Consider the following 21,308-nt stretch of genomic DNA (forward strand, 5'->3'; position numbering starts at 1 on the left):
GGATAATGAAATAGAATGACATTGCACTATGATAGTTGTAAAAACTGAGTACTCTGCACAATAATATTTAAAGTCTTTTATTAAAATCATCATTATCAGGGTCTTCATCCCCTGATTGTGGAAGGTCTGTTGTATTTCCGAATTGCGCATCTATTCCAATGGCGGCGCCTACTACTAAGAAGGCTCCTACAATATAGAATCCAATTTTGCTTATCGCATCTAAAAAGAATTTCTTATTTCTCTCATCTGCCATTGCAATTTTATCTGCAACAGATATCATATCTTCTGTAATCAATTTACGCGATTCTTCTGTCAGATTTGGTTTCTCCAATTGTTTGGCAAGAGCATCAAGAATTGTCTGATACCCTTGTATCACGGCAGTCTGGCTTTTATCATTCTTTTCAAGAATTGAATTACAAATTTGAGTATAACTCTCGATTGCTGATTTGGCAAATTCCACAAATTTGGGGAATTGATCGAATACTTATCAAGATTGGAGGTATTATGAGTAATTATCCGGTTATAACACTGTGTGGAAGTACACGTTTTAAAGATGAATTTATGATGGCACAGAAGAGGCTTACACTGGAGGGCAACATTGTCATCAGTGTGGGCCTCTTCGGCCATTCAGGGGATGAGGAAGTCTGGGATGGTATGGATGAAGGTACTTTATCTAAGACTAAGGAAATGCTGGATGATATGCACAAGCGAAAAATCGATATGTCTGATGAAATATTTGTTATCAATGTTGGTGGTTATATCGGAGAAAGCACACGCTCTGAGATTGAGTATGCTAAGGCACATGGAAAGAAGATTCGATATTTGGAGGACTAAGCATGGGTATTTTTACCGATGGAGATGATGAAGAAGACGAGTTATTTGATCTGTATATGCTAAATGAAATACATGAAGGTAGTAACAAAGACGGAAGTACAAATCATACAGGCGGATGCCTGACAAGCTTTCTTCTTATTATGATTGTTCCTATCGGAATAGTTTTGGGGGTGATTTCCATAATCGTATAAGTGAAAGGTGGTTTTTCTTATGAGTATTTGGTTATTTAGAGCAGGAAGAAATGGTGAATATGAATCCAAGTTTCTTGAAAGGCGTTGGTGACAGGCACATTTCATCCGAAAAAAGATAGGAATGACACATGGGTAAAGAACTATTCGACGACGTTCAGAGTAAGATCGGGGATCTTCTTTCGGACGTAAAAAACGGAAAAGTGGGGCTTCCGGATCTGCAACGCCCCTTTGTATGGAAAGATAGTAAGGCGCGTGATCTGCTTGATTCTATGCTTAAAGGATATCCGATAGGTTACATAATGCTCTGGAGATCACCGGAAGATTATGAGACAGTAAATAAAATCGGGACCAATGATAAAGCCTATAAAGAGCCGGATTATCTGGTGATCGACGGACAGCAGAGGCTCACTGCACTCTTGGCGGCTATTTCCGGTATTAAAGTAAAAGACAAGAACTATGCAGAGCGATCTATCCGCATCTCCTTTAATCCGCTCACCAGGGAGTTCGCGGTCTGGACAGAGGCTTATGAGAAGAATCCTGAATGGATCAACGAAATCAGTTCAGTATTTAAGGCTCATGACGACAACACGGTATCAAGATTTCGTAAGCAATTTATTAAAGATTGCAATGCAGGTCGTGAGAAAAATGGCAAACCTCTTCTTACTGATGATGAAGAAGAGTTGATTGAGGCAAATTTGAATGATCTGCTCAATCTGCTGATCTACACCCTGCCTACGCTTAGGATCAACAGTAAGGCATCGGAAGAGGATGTAGCTGATATCTTTGTCCGTGTGAATTCCGGCGGTCAGAAGCTTACAGAAAAGAACTTTATTGAGACTCTTCTTGCTGTGTATGACAATGAAGTACATGATAAGATCGATAGATTCTGCGCTGAGTCACGTATACCTAATGATAAAACATCTTATAACTTCATCCTTAAAGTGGATCCGTCGCATCTAATACGGATGGCGGTCGGCCTTGGGTTCAGACGAGCTCGTCTTCGCTATGCTTATATGTTGATGCGTGGTAAAGATCTGGATACCGGAAAAGTCACAGCGGAAGAGATGAAGACTAATCTGAGCAAATTTAAGGAAGCACTGGATAAGGTGATGAATCTCAACAACTGGCATGCATTCATGGGACTTTTTGCTGATGCAGGATATGTAAATAGCAGTATTGTGGCTTCTTCGAATGCAGTCGTGTTCTGTTATGTTCTTTACCTTATTGGAAAGTATGATTATAAAGTTGCATCGTTAGAACTTCAGAATATTATCAAACAGTGGATCTTTATGTCTACGATCACTCTTTTCTACACCGGCTCTACTGAGTCTGAAGTAGAAAAGCAGTTTGCTGATTTAAGAAGCGTAAAGACCGCAGATGAATTTGTAGCCTATCTTAAGAGTGTGATCGAGACGAGATTAAATGACGACTACTTTAATTTAACGCTGCCGGCTGCTCTTGCAAGTGCTTCAGCACAGTCTCCGGCTTGGTATGGGTATATTGCTGCGCTGAATGTGTTAGGGACGCCAATGCTCTTTAGTACGACGACACTTACTTCAAAACTCCTTCCTGGAGCGAGTGGCGATAAGAAAGCAATCGATAAGCATCATATTTTTCCGAAGCACTATTTGACTGAGATCGGCTATACCAGTGACCGTGAGCGGAACCAGATTGCAAACTTCACATATCTGGACTACAGTACGAACATCGATATTTCTGATGATCCGCCATCAGAATATGTAGCAAGATATCGTGAGAAGTTGGGAGAAGATGGATATAAGAAGACTTGCGAAGAGAATGCACTTCCAGAGAATTTCGAGAACCTTTCTTATCCGGAGTTCCTTGAGAAGAGAAGACGGCTAATGGCTGGGATCGTTAGGAAGGCATACATAAAACTTTCTGAATAATCGCAACTGGTAAACAATAACGAGCACCGTTCAATCGCGGACTGCATACGATGGTGTCAGGCACCGTTATTCCGGGGCTTAGTCGTAATCAGATCCAAGTCTTAATGCGCGACCTTAGGAAAGAAGGAAAGGTCGTTTGCAAAGGGAAGACAAGCGCTGCCAAGTGGTTTGCTGTTTAAAAACTTGCGACTAACTTGCGACTTTGTTACAACTAGGTCGCAATTAATAATAGTAGTGGTGCATAACTTTTCGCAGAAATTGTTCACTTAACTTGAAACTAATTGTGACTAGTTTAAAACCTAATTGCAATTAAGTTGTCGTTAATGAAAAAACGTAACGATGGTGTCAGGTACCGTTAATGATGAATAACCTGCAGCAGAACGAAGAACAAAGAGGTGCAATATTACATGAGTGAATACAAACCGCCTTTCCATATGACGGACAGGATAACAAATTTGGTCGCAGAGATAAGCGAGCAGATTGGTCGGATCAGGGTGCTTTCGCGCGGCAATCTGAATCCGCATCTGAGAAAAGAGAACAGAATACGAACAATTCATTCGTCGCTGGCCATAGAGCATAATTCGCTTTCCCTTGAACAGGTCACGGCCATCGTCGATGGCAGGCACATTCTCGGAAATCCGAATGAGATCAGAGAGGTGAAGAACGCCTATGACGCCTACGAAATGATGCTGTCCCTTAATCCATATTCTGTGAAGGACCTGCTGAAGGCACACAGGATGATGATGGAGGGACTGATCCCTGAAAATGGAAAGTTCCGCTCCGGAGGGGTCGGAGTATTCGATGGTAACGTAGTTGTCCACATGGCTCCTCCGGCCAGACTTGTGCCGGGAGAAATCGATGAACTTTTCGCTTGGTACAGATCATCGGAGATCCATCCGCTGATTCGTAGTGCAATCTTCCATTATGAGTTCGAGTTTATACATCCGTTTGCGGACGGGAACGGACGCATGGGCAGGATGTGGCATAGCATCCTACTTGGAACATGGAATGAACTGTTCTACTGGCTGCCGATCGAGGAACTGATCCGTTCCAGACAGCAGGAGTATTATGAGGCTCTTGGCAAATCGGACATGGAAGCGGACAGCAGCGCATTTGTGGAATTGATGCTCGAGATAATCCTTGATACGCTGAAAGAGACAACCGTGGTCGGAAAAGCAGAGAAGGATGGAACAGACAGGCTCAGTCCGTCTGTGCAGAAACTTTTGGATGCGCTGGGAGATGAAGAACTCTCTGCTGCGGAAATCATGGATAGACTGGGACTTTCCCACAGGCCGACCTTCCGGACAAATTATCTGAATCCGGCTCTTGATCAGGGACTGATCGAGATGACGATACCTGACAAGCCGAGCAGCCGGAATCAGAAATACAGAAAAAAGAAATAACTTAGTCGCTCACCGATCAAGATAAGCGACTAAGATAGCGACCAAGATACCGACCAGATGGAAATCACAAACAGTCAGTTGTTGCCGAATGTTTGTGCCCTAGCACTGGAAGAACTTGGAAAAATGCCAACATTTTTTTACGATGGTGTCAGGCACCGTTCAGCTCACCGTGTAATAGACGGCGGATTGTTTTGCCGTTGCTCCGAGCTTCTCCTTGACAGAGTTTTTTCCAGCCAGCGCCGGGATGTTTGCCGCCGCGACCGCCCCAGGATACTGGAAATACATAAAATTAAGTGATTAAGTGATATACTTATGCGAAACAGAAAAGAGGTGTCAGGATAATTGCAATGCAGTAAGAAAACAGTTACTAAGCTCGTAACTATTTTATCGTTTGTTCTCCTCCTGGTCATTTTCCTAATTTGGATATTCACGCCAACAGTGACACCACTAGAGCCCAAATCCGCATCTGGTGTTCAGCTTGTAGCTAAAACTACCCAGGATTTTCGAAGCGCCACCAGCAGAATTTATATTAAATATCTAGATCGGCATCAGCTCGTAGAAACAGAGGCTGTTTTTCCAGACGATGAAGGATATGCATTGGCAAAGCAGGACGACAGTTTGCACATTGAATGGATAGATGATCATCACGTATCGGTCTCTTTCCAAGGAAGAACATATCTGGAACCGTCGATCAAAATACTTGAGTACTGATGATAGGTGGATTATCAGTACTCAATCTTTTTACTGTTGGAAGGAGGAAAACAACTATGAAGGTACTAATTGTAAATGCATCACCCAGACGTAATGGCAACACAACGATAGCTCTTGGCGAGATGGTTAATGTGTTTGAGAAGGAAGGTGTGGAGGTGGAAGTCCTGAACATCGGGAATCAGGATATCTACAGTACACACTTTGAAAAGACTATGAAGGTAGGTGCTTCGGTCGTAGTGGCGAGACGAGGGGGTCTATCTGCTACGTTTGATGAGTTGAATAAGTATTTTACTATATCGGGTATGCCGGTGGCTTCTAGTGAATACTGGAACAGTATACATGGTATGGAGAAGGGTGAGGCTGCCTATGATAAGGAGGGACTCTACAATATGCGAGTTCTTGCCAGGAACATGACATTTTTGATGAAGAGTATAGCGCTTGGCAAGGCTGAGTATGGCATGCCTGAAAAGGAAGAACACGTATGGACAAATTTCATCTCCAAAGGCAATCCGGCTCAAAAAGTGTGAGAGCTCCGTTGCCAAGTTAGATGTCACTATGTCCCGTTGCCAGGTTGGATGTCGGGGAGTTATGGCTGTGAGATAGATGTCAGAATAAGATATTAATTCCGGATGCACAAAAAGCGTCCGGAAATTTTTTTGAAATTTTTTGATGTAACTATTGACATTACATCACAACGTGCTATATTAATATCATCAGATGAAACCACGAAGGTTACATCAGAAACACCAATTACAGATTTTAAGGAGGATACTACCATGACAAACAAAGAAAAGGCACTGGCTCTCATTAACACTTTTGCAACAGGAGACACAGAGAAGGCAAAGGAGCTTCTTGCTCCCAGCTACATCCAGCACAACCTCGCTTATGGCACGGGCGCTGAGGCTTTTGTTGGAAGCGTGTCTTACCTTGCATCTGCTCCTGTAAAGACCACAGTCAATAACATCCGCGCTTTTGAGGACGGAGACAAGGTATTCCTGCAGACGATCTACAACTTTGCAGGAGCTGGTGAGCAGGTAGCCTTTGACATCTTTCGTTTCGATGCTGATGGTAAGATTGCAGAGCATTGGGACAATCTTGCGGCAAAGGCAGCTCCGAATCCGTCCGGACATACACAGGTTGACGGCTACGAATCGCTTGAAGACCTCGATAAGACTGAGGAGAACCGTGAGATCATAAGGAACTTCCTTCATGATGTAATGCAGGGCAAGGCTCCTGAAAAGACATCTTCATACTTTGACGGCGACACCTATATTCAGCACAACACAGGAATTGCTGATGGTCTTTCCGGTCTCGGTGCAGCGCTTGAAGCGCTTGGTAAGCAGGGCATTCAGATGATCTATGACAAGGTTCATCAGATCCTTGCACAGGGCAATTATGTGCTGGCTGTTTCCGAAGGTGCTTTTGGCGGAGCTCCTACTTCCTACTACGATCTGTGGAGGATTGAGAACGGCAAAGTGATCGAGCATTGGGATGTCATGGAAACCATTTCTGACAAATCAACATGGCAGAATCAGAACGGTAAATTTTAATGTAACCGTTGAAATTACAGCAGACGTAATGTAGAATGATAGCCGGAGGTGTTTTATATGCAGATATCAAGCAGATTTACCGTGGCTTTGCATATCTTCACCTGTGTGGATACATTTAAGGATGAACATAAGGTTACGAGTGATTTTCTCGCAGAGAGCATAGGAACGAATCCGGTTATCATTCGAAAAATACTCACACAGCTGCAAAGAGCAGGGCTTATTAAAGTAGCAAGAGGAACCGGCGGAATCTCGCTAACAAGAGCGCTGTCGGATATATCCTTCTATGACGTATATCGGGCCATAGAGCCAGTGGAAGGCGGAAACTTGTTCCGCTTCCATGAGAATCCGAGTCCGCAGTGTCCCGTAGGACGAAACATCCATGCTCTTTTGGATGACAAGCTGAAGGACATTCAAAATGCTATGGAAAATGAAATGAAAAAGTACACCATAGCAGATTTAAGGACGGGATTGCAGGATATTCTCGCAAAAGAAGCCTGACAAAACGGGACTCCGGGGCAGACTGCTTCGGAGTCCTTTTCTTTTCTAAGGCAGATCGTATTCCCTATGTTATCGAGCAGGAACACTGCCTGCATTGTGGAAACTGTATGACGAAATGCCCTGTCGGTGCAGTGGAAAGAAGGGCGCACGACGTCCAGTGGACGTCGGCTTTGCGCGGACCGGAACGGAGTGTAGACCATCATGAGAACTGAGAAAATGACACAGAATCAGCGGCTGGATTATCTCGTAGAGAAATTTAAAACAGATTCTGTTCAATATGAAGATTTGAAAACGCCTAAAGACACCGAAGGAAAACGACGCATTCTTCGGTCACTTATGAATATCCGTATGCCGCGAAGGATGGACGAATCTGTCCTCCGTGTTCAGGACGATTACCTGAAAGAACGCATCCGTGAAAACGGTGTCGTTGAGCTTTCAGACATTCCTGTGATACGGGGCGGGCTTTCTATCTGGCAGGGCGATATTACGCGGCTTGCCGTGGATGCCATCGTGAACGCAGCCAATTCCCAGATGCTGGGCTGCTTTGTCCCAATGCATACCTGTATCGACAACTGCATTCACACCTTTGCTGGAGTCCAGCTTCGAGAAGAGTGCAGCAGGCAGATGAATCAGCTGCGGGAAAGATACGGCAGAGATTATGAGCAGCCGACGGCTGTTCCGATGCTGACGGATGCCTATAATCTTCCTGCGAAAAGGGTCATTCATATCGTAGGCCCGATTGTGCAATATGAGCTGACGCCGGAACTTGAGAAGGATCTGGAGGATTGCTACCTGAACACCCTGGATATGTGTCTTGATCATAATTTGAGAAGCGTGGCATTTTGCTGTATTTCTACGGGAGTATTTCATTTCCCGAACAAGCGGGCGGCGGAGATTGCCGTCAGCACTGTGGACAGCTGGCTTTCGCAGCATCCGGGTGCTATGGAAAGGGTGATCTTTAATGTTTTTAAGGACGAGGACAAAAAATACTATGAAGAACTTATACGATGAAATGCCGAACGGCTATCAGGAGAGCATTCAGAAGGGGCTCAGTGCGGTGCGGTATTTCAGTAGAAATATGTCATTCGGAACAGGCTCTGAGGAGGAACGAATCGCCAGATTAAAGCAAGAAATCGAATCAGCAGATGCTATTGTAATCGGAGCGGGTGCCGGACTTTCCACTTCCGCCGGACTGACCTATAGCGGAGAACGATTTGAAAGGTACTTCTTTGACTTTGCAAGGAAGTATGGCATTCGGGATATGTATTCCGGAGGGTTCTATCCTTTCCCCGATGAAGAAACACGCTGGGCATGGTGGGCAAGGCATATCTATTTCAACCGATATATGGATGCACCGAAGCCTGTCTATCAGGAACTGCTCTCACTTGTGAAAGATAAGGATTATTTTGTTGTTACAACGAATGTAGATCACCAGTTCCAGAGAGCAGGCTTTGATAAAAAGCGTTTGTTTTACACCCAAGGAGACTATGGACTTTTCCAGAGCGTCAATTCCTCCATGCAGAAAACCTATGATAATGAAGAATGGGTCATGAAGGCAATGGAAGCACAAGGGTTCATAAGAGATGAGCATGGATTGTTTCAGGTTCCTGAAAGTGATGAACTGAAAATGAAGATTCCTGCATCACTCATTCCGAAATGTCCGGATGATGGGTCTGATGTTACTATGAATCTTCGTGCGGATGATTCCTTTGTCGAAGATGGAGGGTGGCATAGAGCGTCTGCGGCATATGCGGATTTCCTGCGCAGACATGAGAGCCTTCATGTGCTTTATCTGGAGCTTGGCGTGGGAGCCAATACACCTGTCATTGTGAAGTATCCCTTCTGGCAAATGACACTGGCAAATGAAAAGTCAGTGTATGCTTGTATCAATTATGGCGAGGCGTTTTGTCCGGGCGAAATTTCAAACAGGAGCATCTGCATCGATGGGGATATTGGTGATGTGTTTGCGAAGATGAAATAACAACAGGTCTTTAAAAGAAAAATCAGGCTCCAAAACTGACATCAGCATCAGCTCGTTTTTTGCATAATATACATAAAGAGTACATTTTCAAAATGTATTATTCTTGAAGTAAAAATGTAATAAAATGTAAAAAGGTTCAAATCCGGAGGGTGACCGACCATGCATATCAAAGAACTGATTGGAGATTTCATCCCCCGGGGCATTTTATGAACAAGTTCACTTGCATCAAAGAGATCATCACGTAGGGAGCAGAGTGGAAATGAAGATCGTAATTGCAACAGATTCTCTGAAAGGGTCCCTGTCATCCTTAGAGGCCGGGGAAGCGATCAAGGAAGGAATTCTTCTGGCAGACCCCGGGGCAGAGATCGTGATCCGTCCGGTTGCAGACGGCGGCGAAGGCACCACAGAGGCCCTGACCCTTGGTATGGGCGGTCATCTGGAAGAAGTTCAAGTGACCGGCCCCTTCCGGAATCAGGTCAAGGCCCATTATGGCATTCTGCCGGATGGTGGTGCCGTGATGGAAATGAGTCAGGCAGCAGGGATCACTCTGCTTCCGCCCGGAGGCAGTCTGGATCCTATGAAGGCCACAACGATTGGCGTTGGCGAGATGATAAAGGATGCGATTCAAAAGGGATGCAGATCCTTTATTCTCGGCATCGGCGGTTCGGCGACCAATGACGGCGGTGCCGGAATGCTTCAGGCGCTTGGTTTTTCCTTACAGGATTCCGAGGGCAGGGAAATAAAGCCCGGGGCAGAGGGACTGGCAGAACTGGTCTATATTTCAACCGAAAATGCTCTGCCGGAATTAGAGAAATGTCATTTTCGTGTGGCTTGCGATGTGAAGAATCCGCTCTGCGGTAACAAGGGCTGCTCGGCGATTTTCGGCCCGCAGAAGGGGGCAGGTCCGGAGGATATTGTTCGGATGGATGCCTGGCTTTCCCATTTCGCAGATCTGTCGGGAGGAGATCCGGAGGCAGAGGGAGCAGGTGCTGCCGGCGGTCTTGGTTTTGCCCTGCAGACTTTCCTGGGTGCAAGGCTGGAGTCCGGCATAGATCTGGTGCTGGAGGTGACGAGGCTGTCCGATTATGTCAAGGATTGCGACCTCTTGATCACAGGCGAGGGTCGGCTGGACTCCCAGTCCGCCATGGGTAAGGCGCCGGTCGGCGTGGCTCGGATCGGAAAGAAATACGGGAAGCCGGTGATCGCATTCTCCGGAAGCGCCACCAGGGATGCCCGGATCTTAAACACCTGTGGCATTGATGCCTTTTTCCCTACCCGGCGGGTCTCCATCTCTCTCGAGGACGCCATGAAGGCGGATAATGCACGTCAGGATATGATCGATACGGTAGAGCAGGTGATGAGGCTCTGGGAAATGCGCCAGGACAGCGTGGGCTATCAATCATAGTCCGCCTCACTTTTTTCCTGCTTCTTCGTCTGAGAGCTTCCGTTTCCGAAGCTCTCTTTTTCTTCTCTTGCCCGCCAGCTCGGTCTTTCGGTCCAGGATCGTTTGCTTCTGCTTCTCCAGATCTTCGTCCGTCAGAGGCGAAACCATAAGAGAGGCCGCGATATTGGCCGCCGGATTCCGATCCTTTCCGGACAGGGATTTGGTCTTCTCGTAGATATAACCGAACACGGAGAAAACCAGAGCACCGGCGCAGTTGACCAGAAGATCCTTCATGGTGTCATTGATGCCGATGTCCAGATAACCGCCATTTACTGTATAGGTCTTTCCGCCGGCGGTGGAAATGACCGTCTTTGTGATGTGGTCGATAACGACCGGGGTCTGTGTCTTGGTCGGATCGAGAGTCACCGTTCCGATCTTTGTCACAATGAAATCCTTTTGCATATCCAGGAAAAAGAGGCTGTCCATCGTGTATTCGAAAAACTCCCAGATCACGCCGACCGTCATCGAGAAACAGAAGCCGACGATGGCCAGGTAGAATGGAGAGAGGTTTATATTTTTACTCTTTTTATTCAAAATGTAGACCAGAGAAAAACCGATTGCTGCACAGAGGAAGCCGTTCAGGGTATGAAGCATGGTATCCCAGCCGGGGATCCGGGTGTAGTATTTATTGACTTCGCCGAGGATCTCGGCGGCAAAGATAAAACCATAGATAAAACATTCGAACAGAGGCGGCAGGTCAACTTTCAGCTTCTCTTCCAGGAAAGACGGGACAAGAAACAGTAAAAGAGAGAGGATGCAGAGGGCCAGGCCTTCGAAATTGCCCTGGAAGAAACAGCGGACTGCTGTCAGGATCACAAGACCTCGTAAAACCATGTAGAGGGTGAAAGCCCTTTTATTCAGTGAAATCCGTTCTTTCAGATAGGTGATTTTTTTTCGCAGATTCATACGTCCTCCCTTTGAAGAATCTTATTTATAGATCGGCACTTTTTTTTACAAATAGAGGAACCTGTAGAGATAAAGGAACCTGTAGAGATAGCGAAACCTCTAGAGATAGAGAAACCTCTAGAGATAGAGAAACCTCTAGAGAACCTGACAATCCTCTTACAGAATCATAACCAGTGTTCCTGCCGTAAGAAGCAGCATGCCGATAACCGACTTTATGGTGAAGGATTCATGGAGGAAAAGAAAGGCCAGAATCAAGGTGATGACGGTACTCATCTTATCGATGGGAACGACCTTTGAAACTTCTCCGATCTGCAGGGCACGGTAGTAACAGAGCCAGGATGCACCGGTTGCCAGCCCGGAAAGAATCAAAAAGATCCAGCTTTTTGTGCCGATATTCGTGATACCGCCCTGGGCGTGTGTCAGAAAAACCATTCCCCAGGCCAGAAGGACGACCACGCAGGTTCGGATGGCGGTGGCGAGGTTGGAGTTGACGCCATCAATACCGACCTTGGCAAGGATCGAGGTCAAAGCTGCGAAAATTGCGGAACCAAGTGCAAAAACAAGCCACATCATAGATTTCTCCTTTTTCATTTCAATCTCCCGTTCTTTTTAAAATTTGGGCCATGCAATGGGCAGGTCCTGCCCACCTTTGATGAAACATATTATAGTCGATTTACACAGATTTGTTATATAATATGTAGGAAAAATGTATAGGAACCGGAGCAAAACCATCGGAGGAAACTTGCTTTGTCACCATTCGAAGAAATCATAGAAGAACTGAAGGCGGATCCACGGAATCAAACTTATACCGAAGCCGGGATTCCACCCATATTCCAGGCCTCGGATCAGGCGAGGATCCTGATCATCGGCCAGGCGCCCGGTCGGAAAGTAGAAGAGACTGGGATCCTTTTTAACGATAAGTCGGGCGAGAAATTGATGCAGTGGATGGGTATCGACCGGTCTACATTTTACTCAGAGAAAATTGCGATCGTGCCTATGGATTTCTATTATCCGGGCAAGGGCAAGACCGGCGATCTGCCGCCGAGAAAATTCATCGCAGAGGAGTATCATCCGAAAATGCTGCCTTTGATGCCGAACATCCGGATGACGATCCTGATCGGAAAATATTCGATGGATTACTATCTGAAGGACAGGAAAAGAAACCTGACGGAGACAGTTGCTGCCTTCCGGGAATATCTGCCGGAATTTTTCCCGATCGTGCATCCGAGCCCTCTGAATTTCCGCTGGCAGGCGAAAAATCCCTGGTTTGAAGCCGAAGTCGTGCCTGAACTAAAGCAGAGAGTCGGGGAGATTCTGGGGCAGTGACTGACTTTGCCCTCCTCTATCTCATGGGTCTTGTGCTCTCAGGGATCCCGGCTGTAACCATGGAGTTTGCCATGGCCTGCAGGACAGACAAGCCCGGAGAAGATGTTTTGTAAATTGAAATGTAAGGAAATAGATCAAACGATAAAGCATAAGAGATTAAATTCATGATATAGTAAGAAAAAAGGAAAGTAAAAAGTAAGAAAAAAAGGAAAGAAAACAGTAAGAAAAAAAGGAAAGAAATAAGTAAGATAATAGGAAAAGGAAAAAGAAAGGGAAAAAGAGATGGAAAAGAGAAGACTTGACACCACTTGCGTACAGGGAGGCTATCATCCCGGCAATGGAGAACCCAGAGAGATCCCCATTATTCAGTCCACAACTTTTAAATATGACACCAGCGAGGATATGGGAAAACTCTTTGATCTGGAGGCCAACGGCTATTTCTATACCAGACTTCAGAATCCGACCAATGACTATGTCGCAGCGAAGATTGCAGAACTGGAAGGCGGTAGTGCAGCCATGCTGACAAGTTCCGGTCAGGCTGCCAATTTCTTCGCTCTTTTTAATATTGCAACGAATCATGATCATATTGTGGCTTCCGCCAGTATCTATGGCGGAACCTTCAACCTGATCGCTGTCACCATGAAGAAGATGGGGGTCGATGTCACTTTCGTAGAGCCGGATTGCAGCGAAGAAGAACTCAACGCAGCCTTCCGTGATAATACCAAGTGCGTCTTTGGTGAGACGATTGCCAATCCGGCGCTGACCGTCCTGGATATTGAGAAATTCGCCAAAGCAGCCCATGCTCACGGTGTCCCGTTAATTGTAGATAATACCTTTGCAACACCGATCAACTGCAGGCCTTTTGAGTGGGGCGCTGATATCGTTACACACTCCACGACCAAATACATGGATGGACATGGCACAGCAGTCGGTGGAGCCATTGTAGACTCCGGCAAGTTCGACTGGATGGCTCATGCCGATAAGTTCCCCGGACTCTGCACACCGGATGAATCCTATCATGGCATCGTCTATGCGGAAAAATTTGGCAAGGAAGGCGCCTTTATTACCAAGTGCACTTCCCAGCTCATGCGGGATTTCGGTTCCATCCAGTCACCACAGAATGCTTTCTATCTGAATCTCGGCCTGGAAAGCCTTCATGTTCGTGTGGCCCGTCACTCAGAGAACGGCCAGAAGGTGGCGGAATTTTTGAATCAGCATCCCAAGGTTCTGCATGTGAACTACTGCGGCCTTCCGGACGATCCTTATCATAAATTGGCGGAGAAATATCTCCCCAATGGCTCCTGCGGCGTCGTTTCCTTCGAGCTGGCCGGTGGCCGGGAAGCCGCATCGAAATTCATGAAGAGTTTGAAACTCATCGCCATTGAGACCCATGTGGCAGATGCCAGAAGTTGTTGCCTGAACCCGGCAACATCCACCCATCGGCAGCTGACCGAAGATCAGCTGCGGGAAGCAGGCATTCCGGCAGGCCTGATCCGTGTCTCCTGCGGACTGGAAGATGGGGACGATCTGATAGAAGACATTTCGCAGGCACTGGACCAGATTTGAGAAAGTAAGACCAAAGCGGTTCTGGCCGGTTATTCGGCAAGAGATTAGAGCAGTATGGGGCAAGGACTTTCATCCCGACATCATCACAAGATACGACGATGGAAGACCTGTAACTGGAAACAAGAGAAGGGAAAATTCCTCAAAAGGGGGGACTGACTGTGATCAATCAGGAAGACAAGAAACAAGCGACCCAGATCAAATCGGCAGGGGAATGGAATGGTCAAAAGACTGAGAGCCCGGAAATGATCGATGTTGCCGGCGACTGTCTGCCCGCTGCGGCCCTGCAATATTTCGAGGTTGTCCCGATGGCAGTCTCTGTCTTCTCCTGCCAGAATGACAGGTTGAAGGCGGAATACTTTAACCAGACCTTCTTACAAGTTTTCCATTACAGTTCCCGGGAAGAAGCCGCCCGGCATATCGAAGAGGACCTGAGGCAGGATATCAATCAGGAGGATGCAGCCCGGGTATTCGACCAGTCCAGTGCATTTATCCGCCAGGGGGCCCCATACAATGTCTACTACCGTAACCGCAGGCCTGATCAGACCGAGTGGCATACCATCCACGCGGTCGGAAGCCAGATCGACTGTGAGGGCAAGCGCATTTTTACCGTGTTTTATATGGATGAAACGACGGCTTTGTCAGAGAATCTCCACCCTTCGGCCTTTCAAAATCCAGACCAGGCCCGGGATCTCAAGCAGCGTATGTGGGGCAGAATCGATCGTGATAACGGCTTCCATAGAAACCAATATGATGATCTGACCGGTCTTCCCAATCTCAGCCACTTCTTTGAAGTTGCGCCGGAGCAGATGGAAGAAATGCAAAAGACCGGAAAGAAAGCTGCCCTCCTCTGGATCGAGCTTAGCGGCCTTCGTGAGTACAACACCATGAATGGCTTTAAGAGAGGAAATGAACTCCTGCGGGGATTCGGCTCTTTGATCCGGAAGATCTTCGGCGTAGAGACGTCTGCCCGCAGCAGCGGCGAGCGGTTTACCACCCTGACGGATGAGGAAAGGATGGATGATGAGATTCAGCGTCTCTTTCAGGAAACCGGTCAATTGAATGAAGGCAATTCCCTGCCGGTCAAAGTCGGAATCTATTGCTTTGCAGACGACAGGGAAGAATCAACCCAGAAGGCTTCCAATCAAGAGACCCGGGCGGCAGAGGCCAAGCCCGGATCCGTGAAAGAGTTCGAGATCAATGACATTTCCGATGCCTGCGACCGGGCCCGGATGGCGGCCGGGACACTGGCGGATTCCATTCATTCGGAAGCTGCCCACTTTGATTTGAGTATGCTCAAAGACAATAATATCCGGAAATATGTCCTGCAGAACTTTCGAAAAGCCATGAAGGAGGGCTGGATCCAGGTCTATTATCAGCCGGTTGTCCGAACCCTGACCGGAAAGCTCTGTGGAGCCGAAGCCCTGGCCCGCTGGATCGATCCGGTCTATGACATGATCTCCCCGGGACAGTTTATCCCGGTCCTGGAGGAGCACGGCCTGACCACGGATTTTGACATCTATATCGCAGAACAGGTCTGCAAAGATTACAAGGAGAGAAATGACAGGGGTATGAAATCCGTCCCGGTTTCCATCAATCTCTCCCGGAAAGATTTCCGCCAGCCGGATCTCATTCAGAAGCTGGAAGGACTGGCACAGAAATACAGTGTTCCCAGGGAAAACATCAATATCGAGATCACGGAAAGTGCTTTTGTTCGTCATCAGGAAAGGATCCGAAGCTATATCAATGACTTTCATAATCTGGGTTTTCAGGTTTGGATGGATGATTTCGGCACGGCATATTCTTCCCTTGGATCGCTTAGAGAATTGAATTTTGATGAGCTGAAAATCGATATGAGCTTTCTGGCCCAGTCTAATTACAGAGCCCGGAGCATTGTGACATCCATTGTCCAGATGGCGAAGAAGATCGGTATCCAGACCCTGGCAGAAGGTGTTGAAACCAAGGAACAGTATGACTTTCTCCGCCGGATCGGCTGCGAGAAGATCCAGGGTTACTATATCGGAAAGCCTATGGATAAGAAGAGTTTCGTAGAAAGGATCCGGGAACTTCATATCGAAGAAGAGAAGACCTCCTGGAAAAATTACTATGACGCGATCGGCCGGGTCAATTTCCAGACCAATCAGCCCCTTTGCATCATAGAAGACGATGGAGAGAACCTCAGCTGCCTCTATATCAATCAGGAATATACGAATGTTCTTCGAAGGGACGGAGTCAACGGGATCGAGGAATGGCTGAAGGAGATCAATGCAAAGTCCAGTCCGGCCTACATTTTCCATAGGAAGTACTGTGACGAGCAGCTGCGAAAACGGGAGGGACTGCAGATCGCGACCTATCCGTCCGGAAACCACTATATGGAGCTTTCCGGCGTAACCATTGCAAGGCACGGAAATTACTATGCATATGCACTCGAACTTCGCTATATCAGTCTGGATATGCGGACGCAGAATCAAAAGATGGCGGATTATATCCAGCTCCTCTATTATCTCTGCCACGATATTGCAGTCATCGATCTCGAGGAATCGACCATCACAGGCCTGAAATCCGCCGATAGTGATCAGCCGATCGGGACCGGCTGGTCGCCGGTGGGCTTAAACCAGGCGCTTCAGGACTACTGCGAGCGATTCGTCTATCCGCCGGATCATGAGAAATACTGGGACTTTGTGAATCCTATGACCTTACGAGAACGGATTCAGAAGGCAAAAGGACAGAATCTGACAGCTTTCCTTCGAAGCGGAAAGTCAGACGGTGAATATGAGTGGCTCCTCCATATTCTGATGTCGGTTCCAAAAACCGATTCCATGCGCTATCTGGATGTTACGCTGCCGATTGATCTGTTTCCGGAATTGATTCAAACGATTGCGCAGGAAGAATCGTTCCAATCTGAAGGAGAGACAGACCGGAATTTGGGGCCTGTCATGACAGATGCTCTGCTTTGGAGGAATCAGGTGCTCTTCGGCAAAGAAATGTACTTCTGGAAAGACAAGGAACGACGCTTCCTCGGAGCCAGCCAGAGTTTCCTGGATTTCTACGGCTTTGATTCCGTGGATGACATCCGGGGCAAGACAGATGAGGACATGGGCTGGCATGTGGAGAAGGATCCCTTCCGAAATGATGAACTGGATGTGCTTCGACACGGCCAAAGCTTCTACAATGTGCTGGGAAACTGTATCAGTCGCGGTCGGCAGGAGAAAATTCTGGCAAGCAAGATGCCGGTCTATAAGGATGGCCGGATCATCGGCCTCATGGGGAAATTCGCACCATTGGAAGAATTCCTCGGTCTGGCGGACAGGTCCGGACAGATGGTTATGGTGGATCCTGTGACCGGCCTGCAGAATAGCCTTGGAATTGTGGAAAGCTGCCGGAATTATCTGGAGGCGCTTTGGACTGAGGGAGAAGTTTTCAGCCTCATCTATCTGTGGGTGCCGGAACATGAGAGTTTTAAGGATCGTTACGGATCCGAGGCCGGTGATAAGCTGCTTCGCCAGATCGCAGAGATCCTTCGAGAGTTAAGCGGAAGAGTGTCCACTACCGCCAGACTGACAGGAAGTCACTTTGCCATGCTGATACAGACCGGAAATAAAGAAGGCCTGGAAAAGATGAAGCGCCAACTGCAAGAAGCCATCGGTCATCTTCGAAATGTCGAGGATCTGCCCTGTGCCCTGACGGCAGAGGTGAGGATCACGATCATGGACGAGAACAATGCCAACCAGATCCGCTATATCGATGCGCTCCACCATCTGATCCGCTATATGGTGGGAGAGAAAGAATAGAATTATTTTTTTCAAAACGCCTTATATTTCAGAAAAGGGGTTCGATATAGTAAATGTAAATAAAAAAGCGGTGCTTCCGACCCGGGCCCGGCCGGAAGCAGAAATCAGGACAGGGAAGTTCTGGTGAAGCAAAAACAAAGGAGAAATTAATTATGGTAATTCAGCACAATATTTCAGCAGTTAATTCTTATCGTCAGTTAAACACCAACCAGAACGCACTCTCTAAGAACCTTGAGAAGCTGTCTTCCGGTTACAGAATCAACCGTGCAGCAGACGATGCAGCTGGTCTTGCAATTTCCGAGTCCATGCGTTCTAAGATCAATGGACTTGATCAGGCAGAAGCTAACGCAAATGATGCCATCGGCCTCATCCAGACCGAAGAGGGCGCTCTGACCGAGACTCACTCCATGCTTCAGCGTATGACCACACTGGCTACACAGGCTGCGAATGGTACATATTCTACCCAGGACGAAGGTAAGACTGCTAGGTCCGCTATTCAGAGCGAGATCACAGAGCTGGCAGACGAGATCACCCGGATCGCAAATAACACAAAGTATAATGGGCTGTCTCCTCTGGCTACATCATCAACTAAGACAATTCAGTTACAGATTGGACCTACTTCAACAGAGGTTCTTTCTATTCCTCAGGCGAAGATGACAGCTGTCTCTCTTGGCGTAAATGCTCTTTCCATGAAATCTGTCTCTGGGGCAAATCATGCAATCACAGCGATCAAGAATGCAATCAACACAGTGTCTTCCTATCGTGCAAAACTTGGTGCTAAGCAGAATCGTCTGGAGCACACCATCAACAACCTGAAGACCACTAACGAGAATGTTACTGCAGCTGAGTCTCGTATCCGTGATACCGACATGGCAAAGGAAATCGCAGCATACACCAAGAACAATATTCTGTCTCAGGCTGCACAGTCTATGCTTGCACAGGCGAACCAGTCCGGTCAGGGTGTTCTGACTCTGCTGAGAGGTTAATTTAAGAACGAATTCTTAGAATTAACCTGGTAATAGGAAAGGCTCCTTGTGAACAAGGACAAGGAGAGCCCTTATTATCACAGCGTATGGGATTGTTGTAAGTAAAATGCCTTCCGGTTTTCGGGAGGCATTTTTAATTAATAAACGGAGGCCAATCCATGGGATTACCAAAGGAATTTGAAGAAGATGAAGTCAGAGAAGGATTTTATGTAAATGGGATGGTGAAGAAAATCTGGGCTGCGCAGGTAGATGCACTGGATTTTCTGAATGAATATTGCAAGAAGCATGGCCTCCGTTGGTTTATGGCATATGGTTCCCTCCTAGGCATCGTCCGCCATCATGGTTTTATTCCATGGGATGATGATTGCGATATCTGGATGCTCCGCAATGATTTTAACTGTTTACTTAAGCTTTTGAATAGTGAAAAAAGCTGCAACTTTCAGATCTTGGAGTCCAGAATGTCAGATTATGATTGCTACACACCAATCCTTACGAATTCAAAAGTCCGGATTTCTTTTGATAAAGATGAGCTCAGGAGGAATCGTGACCAACCCTATACTACCACCATCGACCTTTTTGTATTGGACTATGTATCCAGAAATGAGGAAGATGAAGAGTGGAGAGATGTTGCGGTCAAAGCTGCAGTGAATGTAAATCTCTCCCTAAATGCTTTAGACAAGAAGCCGGATTCATCAGAGAATACTGGAGTGCATGCATCGTCTGCAGATTTATCATTTGAAGGGGTTAATAGCAAGGCAAGAAATATTTCGATAGACGAACTGGAACAGGGCAAAATGGAAAATGCAGCTTATAATGCAACTCTGAAGGAACTGGAAAATCTGGTCCTTTTGACAGATCATAAATTTTCCAAGACAGAACCCTTACTTCCACAGATCAATCTTGTCTATACCGGGCTAGTGTCGTATTTCAAAGAAGAGGAATCCGACCTGGTGAGAGCCTATCCGAATGATCTTTATAATGGGTTCTCGGGATGGGATAAACACTTCTTTGATGAGGTGGTAGAAATGCCCTTTGAAGGGAGATTTTACCCGGTACCTGCGGCCTATGACAAGATTCTTCAAGGTATTTACGGAGACTACAATAAGAGAATAATCGGCACAGCCGTTCATCAATACCCTTTCTTCGATAAATTTGAAAGGGAAATGTTACAATACAATGAGCTGGAGTTCAATCCCTACCATTTCACATGTAAGAAAGAAGAAATGCCGACTCCGGATAAGAGACTTCCTTCTCCCAAGCAGACGGTTCGAGAATATTTGTCGATACTGGCAAGGCTTCAGGATATGATTGACAACAGACTTGCAGAGATGGATGCATCTGATATCGAAGAGGTGAGTCAGAATTTGCAAAAATTGGCTGTTGCTATTGGAAATCAGATTGAAAGCAGCCGGGGAACGAAGCATGTTTGTATTCCGACCATAGAGGCGTACTGCGAACAGGTATACCAATGTTTTGTTTTATTGACCAAAGGAGAGCTGACACTGGAGAATCTCAAATGCCAGAAGAATCTTTTTGATATCATGAGAAACCAGATTCAGACAGAATACCTGGATCGAAGGGAGGTATTATTTCTTCTTGATCGAAGGAAAAACTGGAAAGCAATCGAAAGCCTCTGGAAAGTGTTTTCCGAAGATCCTGCTGCCGATGTCTCTGTTTTAATGATGCCTTTCTTTTATAAGAATGCAGATTCCAGTTTGAAAGAAGATAAAAAGATGGACCCCCCAAGTGGTATACCTGATGAGGTCCAAATGGTCACGGAGGAATCTTATCCCATTGCATCGCGCCATCCGGATTTGATTATTACGGTAAATGGATATGATTATTTTAATTACATTCGTTCCGTCCCCCTTTCCCTTTATACAAAAGTTCTTTGGAAATATACGGATCAACTGATCTATATTCCATGGTTTAAGATAGATGCCTTTACAGAAAATGACCCTCAGTGGGTCACTGTAAAATACTTTGCACAGATTCCGGGTGTCTTTTATGCAGATCGGACTGTTGTACAGTCAGAACCTGTTCGGTGTCTGTATATCAAGGCTGCGGAAGAGATGGAAAAGGACATTCCTGAATCCTATTGGGAAGAGAAAATTGCAAGCTGGGGGTCCCCTCTGGACGACTCTGAGAAGAAGACAAAAGTGGCTGAAAATATATATCAACACTTGGTGCAAAACGTGGACTGATGGTATTGTTGAT

Annotated in this window: 19 protein-coding genes; 16 read left to right on the forward strand and 3 right to left on the reverse strand. The window is 46.5% G+C overall.

The genetic code is table 11. From position 1 onward, the window contains the following. Positions 1-67: 67 nt before the first annotated feature. Positions 68-460, reverse strand: coding sequence for a hypothetical protein (locus ACKX2L_RS10550; protein ID WP_497553246.1), 393 nt, complete (start codon positions 458-460; stop codon positions 68-70). A gap of 44 nt (positions 461-504) precedes the next feature. Here ACKX2L_RS10550 and ACKX2L_RS10555 point away from each other — a divergent pair, with 44 nt between their 5' ends. The 11 genes from ACKX2L_RS10555 to ACKX2L_RS10605 all read left to right on the forward strand — a co-directional run bounded on the left by ACKX2L_RS10555 (position 505) and on the right by ACKX2L_RS10605 (position 10,480). Continuing rightward, complete coding sequence (locus tag ACKX2L_RS10555; protein WP_497553247.1) at positions 505-834, forward strand: hypothetical protein; 330 nt, start codon at positions 505-507, stop codon at positions 832-834. A 2-nt stretch (positions 835-836) separates the two neighbouring features. Further along, positions 837-1,025 (forward strand): hypothetical protein, encoded by a 189-nt coding sequence (locus ACKX2L_RS10560; protein WP_497553248.1) that lies wholly within the window; start codon positions 837-839, stop codon positions 1,023-1,025. A gap of 128 nt (positions 1,026-1,153) precedes the next feature. Then, complete coding sequence (locus tag ACKX2L_RS10565; protein ID WP_497553249.1) at positions 1,154-2,932, forward strand: GmrSD restriction endonuclease domain-containing protein; 1,779 nt, start codon at positions 1,154-1,156, stop codon at positions 2,930-2,932. A 407-nt stretch (positions 2,933-3,339) separates the two neighbouring features. Beyond that, the gene (locus tag ACKX2L_RS10570) at positions 3,340-4,335 is read left to right on the forward strand and encodes a Fic family protein (RefSeq protein ID WP_497552018.1); all 996 of its coding nucleotides are present in this window, start codon (positions 3,340-3,342) and stop codon (positions 4,333-4,335) included. Between the two features lie 767 nt (positions 4,336-5,102). Continuing rightward, positions 5,103-5,573: a flavodoxin family protein gene (locus ACKX2L_RS10575; protein WP_497553250.1), complete on the forward strand. Its 471-nt coding sequence runs from the start codon at positions 5,103-5,105 to the stop codon at positions 5,571-5,573. 249 nt (positions 5,574-5,822) lie between these two features. Then, positions 5,823-6,596: a nuclear transport factor 2 family protein gene (locus tag ACKX2L_RS10580; RefSeq protein WP_497553251.1), complete on the forward strand. Its 774-nt coding sequence runs from the start codon at positions 5,823-5,825 to the stop codon at positions 6,594-6,596. A gap of 57 nt (positions 6,597-6,653) precedes the next feature. Continuing rightward, the gene (locus ACKX2L_RS10585) at positions 6,654-7,094 is read left to right on the forward strand and encodes an Rrf2 family transcriptional regulator (protein ID WP_497553252.1); all 441 of its coding nucleotides are present in this window, start codon (positions 6,654-6,656) and stop codon (positions 7,092-7,094) included. A 59-nt stretch (positions 7,095-7,153) separates the two neighbouring features. Then, positions 7,154-7,306, forward strand: a complete 153-nt coding sequence (locus ACKX2L_RS10590; RefSeq protein WP_497553261.1) for a 4Fe-4S binding protein — start codon at positions 7,154-7,156, stop codon at positions 7,304-7,306. Positions 7,307-7,310: 4 nt separating this feature from the next. Next, positions 7,311-8,105, forward strand: coding sequence for a protein-ADP-ribose hydrolase (locus ACKX2L_RS10595; RefSeq protein ID WP_497553253.1), 795 nt, complete (start codon positions 7,311-7,313; stop codon positions 8,103-8,105). Further along, positions 8,086-9,075 (forward strand): SIR2 family NAD-dependent protein deacylase, encoded by a 990-nt coding sequence (locus ACKX2L_RS10600; protein WP_497553254.1) that lies wholly within the window; start codon positions 8,086-8,088, stop codon positions 9,073-9,075. The genes ACKX2L_RS10595 and ACKX2L_RS10600 overlap by 20 nt, the downstream gene beginning before the upstream one ends. A gap of 259 nt (positions 9,076-9,334) precedes the next feature. Then, positions 9,335-10,480, forward strand: a complete 1,146-nt coding sequence (locus ACKX2L_RS10605) for a glycerate kinase family protein (RefSeq protein WP_497552015.1) — start codon at positions 9,335-9,337, stop codon at positions 10,478-10,480. Positions 10,481-10,486: 6 nt separating this feature from the next. Here the strand turns inward: ACKX2L_RS10605 and ACKX2L_RS10610 are convergent, their stop codons facing one another. Then, a complete protein-coding gene (locus ACKX2L_RS10610; protein WP_497553255.1) occupies positions 10,487-11,425 on the reverse strand; it encodes a DUF2238 domain-containing protein in 939 nt (312 codons plus the stop codon). A gap of 156 nt (positions 11,426-11,581) precedes the next feature. Continuing rightward, positions 11,582-11,995, reverse strand: a complete 414-nt coding sequence (locus ACKX2L_RS10615; protein WP_497552034.1) for an EamA family transporter — start codon at positions 11,993-11,995, stop codon at positions 11,582-11,584. Between the two features lie 177 nt (positions 11,996-12,172). On the opposite strand from ACKX2L_RS10615, the gene ACKX2L_RS10620 reads away from it, so the two are divergent. From ACKX2L_RS10620 to ACKX2L_RS10640, 5 genes are all read left to right on the forward strand, one after another. Continuing rightward, entirely contained in the window at positions 12,173-12,751 is a 579-nt protein-coding gene (locus tag ACKX2L_RS10620; protein ID WP_497552013.1) for a uracil-DNA glycosylase family protein, read from the forward strand. Between the two features lie 282 nt (positions 12,752-13,033). After that, positions 13,034-14,317: an O-acetylhomoserine aminocarboxypropyltransferase/cysteine synthase family protein gene (locus ACKX2L_RS10625; RefSeq protein WP_497552012.1), complete on the forward strand. Its 1,284-nt coding sequence runs from the start codon at positions 13,034-13,036 to the stop codon at positions 14,315-14,317. 158 nt (positions 14,318-14,475) lie between these two features. After that, positions 14,476-18,105 (forward strand): EAL domain-containing protein, encoded by a 3,630-nt coding sequence (locus ACKX2L_RS10630; protein ID WP_497552011.1) that lies wholly within the window; start codon positions 14,476-14,478, stop codon positions 18,103-18,105. A 152-nt stretch (positions 18,106-18,257) separates the two neighbouring features. Beyond that, entirely contained in the window at positions 18,258-19,091 is an 834-nt protein-coding gene (locus ACKX2L_RS10635) for a flagellin N-terminal helical domain-containing protein (RefSeq protein ID WP_497552010.1), read from the forward strand. Between the two features lie 158 nt (positions 19,092-19,249). Next, on the forward strand, positions 19,250-21,295 hold the full coding sequence (locus ACKX2L_RS10640) for a LicD family protein (RefSeq protein ID WP_497552009.1): 2,046 nt from the start codon (positions 19,250-19,252) through the stop codon (positions 21,293-21,295). Positions 21,296-21,308 lie beyond the last annotated feature (13 nt).

Origin of the sequence: Porcibacter vitabionis, assembly GCF_046263795.1 — a bacterium.
Taxonomy (GTDB): domain Bacteria; phylum Bacillota; class Clostridia; order Lachnospirales; family Lachnospiraceae; genus Lachnocurva.

What these genes read in the sequence shown, in the direction of transcription:
- ACKX2L_RS10600 (WP_497553254.1), top strand. Translation starts at nt 8,086, where the DNA reads ATGAAGAACTTATACGATGAAATGCCGAACGGCTATCAGGAGAGCATT.
- ACKX2L_RS10625 (WP_497552012.1), top strand. Translation starts at nt 13,034, where the DNA reads ATGGAAAAGAGAAGACTTGACACCACTTGCGTACAGGGAGGCTATCAT.
- ACKX2L_RS10585 (WP_497553252.1), top strand. Translation starts at nt 6,654, where the DNA reads ATGCAGATATCAAGCAGATTTACCGTGGCTTTGCATATCTTCACCTGT.
- ACKX2L_RS10635 (WP_497552010.1), top strand. Translation starts at nt 18,258, where the DNA reads ATGGTAATTCAGCACAATATTTCAGCAGTTAATTCTTATCGTCAGTTA.
- ACKX2L_RS10610 (WP_497553255.1), bottom strand. Translation starts at nt 11,425, where the DNA reads ATGAATCTGCGAAAAAAAATCACCTATCTGAAAGAACGGATTTCACTG.
- ACKX2L_RS10560 (WP_497553248.1), top strand. Translation starts at nt 837, where the DNA reads ATGGGTATTTTTACCGATGGAGATGATGAAGAAGACGAGTTATTTGAT.
- ACKX2L_RS10595 (WP_497553253.1), top strand. Translation starts at nt 7,311, where the DNA reads ATGACACAGAATCAGCGGCTGGATTATCTCGTAGAGAAATTTAAAACA.
- ACKX2L_RS10570 (WP_497552018.1), top strand. Translation starts at nt 3,340, where the DNA reads ATGAGTGAATACAAACCGCCTTTCCATATGACGGACAGGATAACAAAT.
- ACKX2L_RS10575 (WP_497553250.1), top strand. Translation starts at nt 5,103, where the DNA reads ATGAAGGTACTAATTGTAAATGCATCACCCAGACGTAATGGCAACACA.
- ACKX2L_RS10605 (WP_497552015.1), top strand. Translation starts at nt 9,335, where the DNA reads ATGAAGATCGTAATTGCAACAGATTCTCTGAAAGGGTCCCTGTCATCC.
- ACKX2L_RS10615 (WP_497552034.1), bottom strand. Translation starts at nt 11,995, where the DNA reads ATGTGGCTTGTTTTTGCACTTGGTTCCGCAATTTTCGCAGCTTTGACC.
- ACKX2L_RS10640 (WP_497552009.1), top strand. Translation starts at nt 19,250, where the DNA reads ATGGGATTACCAAAGGAATTTGAAGAAGATGAAGTCAGAGAAGGATTT.
- ACKX2L_RS10565 (WP_497553249.1), top strand. Translation starts at nt 1,154, where the DNA reads ATGGGTAAAGAACTATTCGACGACGTTCAGAGTAAGATCGGGGATCTT.
- ACKX2L_RS10580 (WP_497553251.1), top strand. Translation starts at nt 5,823, where the DNA reads ATGACAAACAAAGAAAAGGCACTGGCTCTCATTAACACTTTTGCAACA.
- ACKX2L_RS10555 (WP_497553247.1), top strand. Translation starts at nt 505, where the DNA reads ATGAGTAATTATCCGGTTATAACACTGTGTGGAAGTACACGTTTTAAA.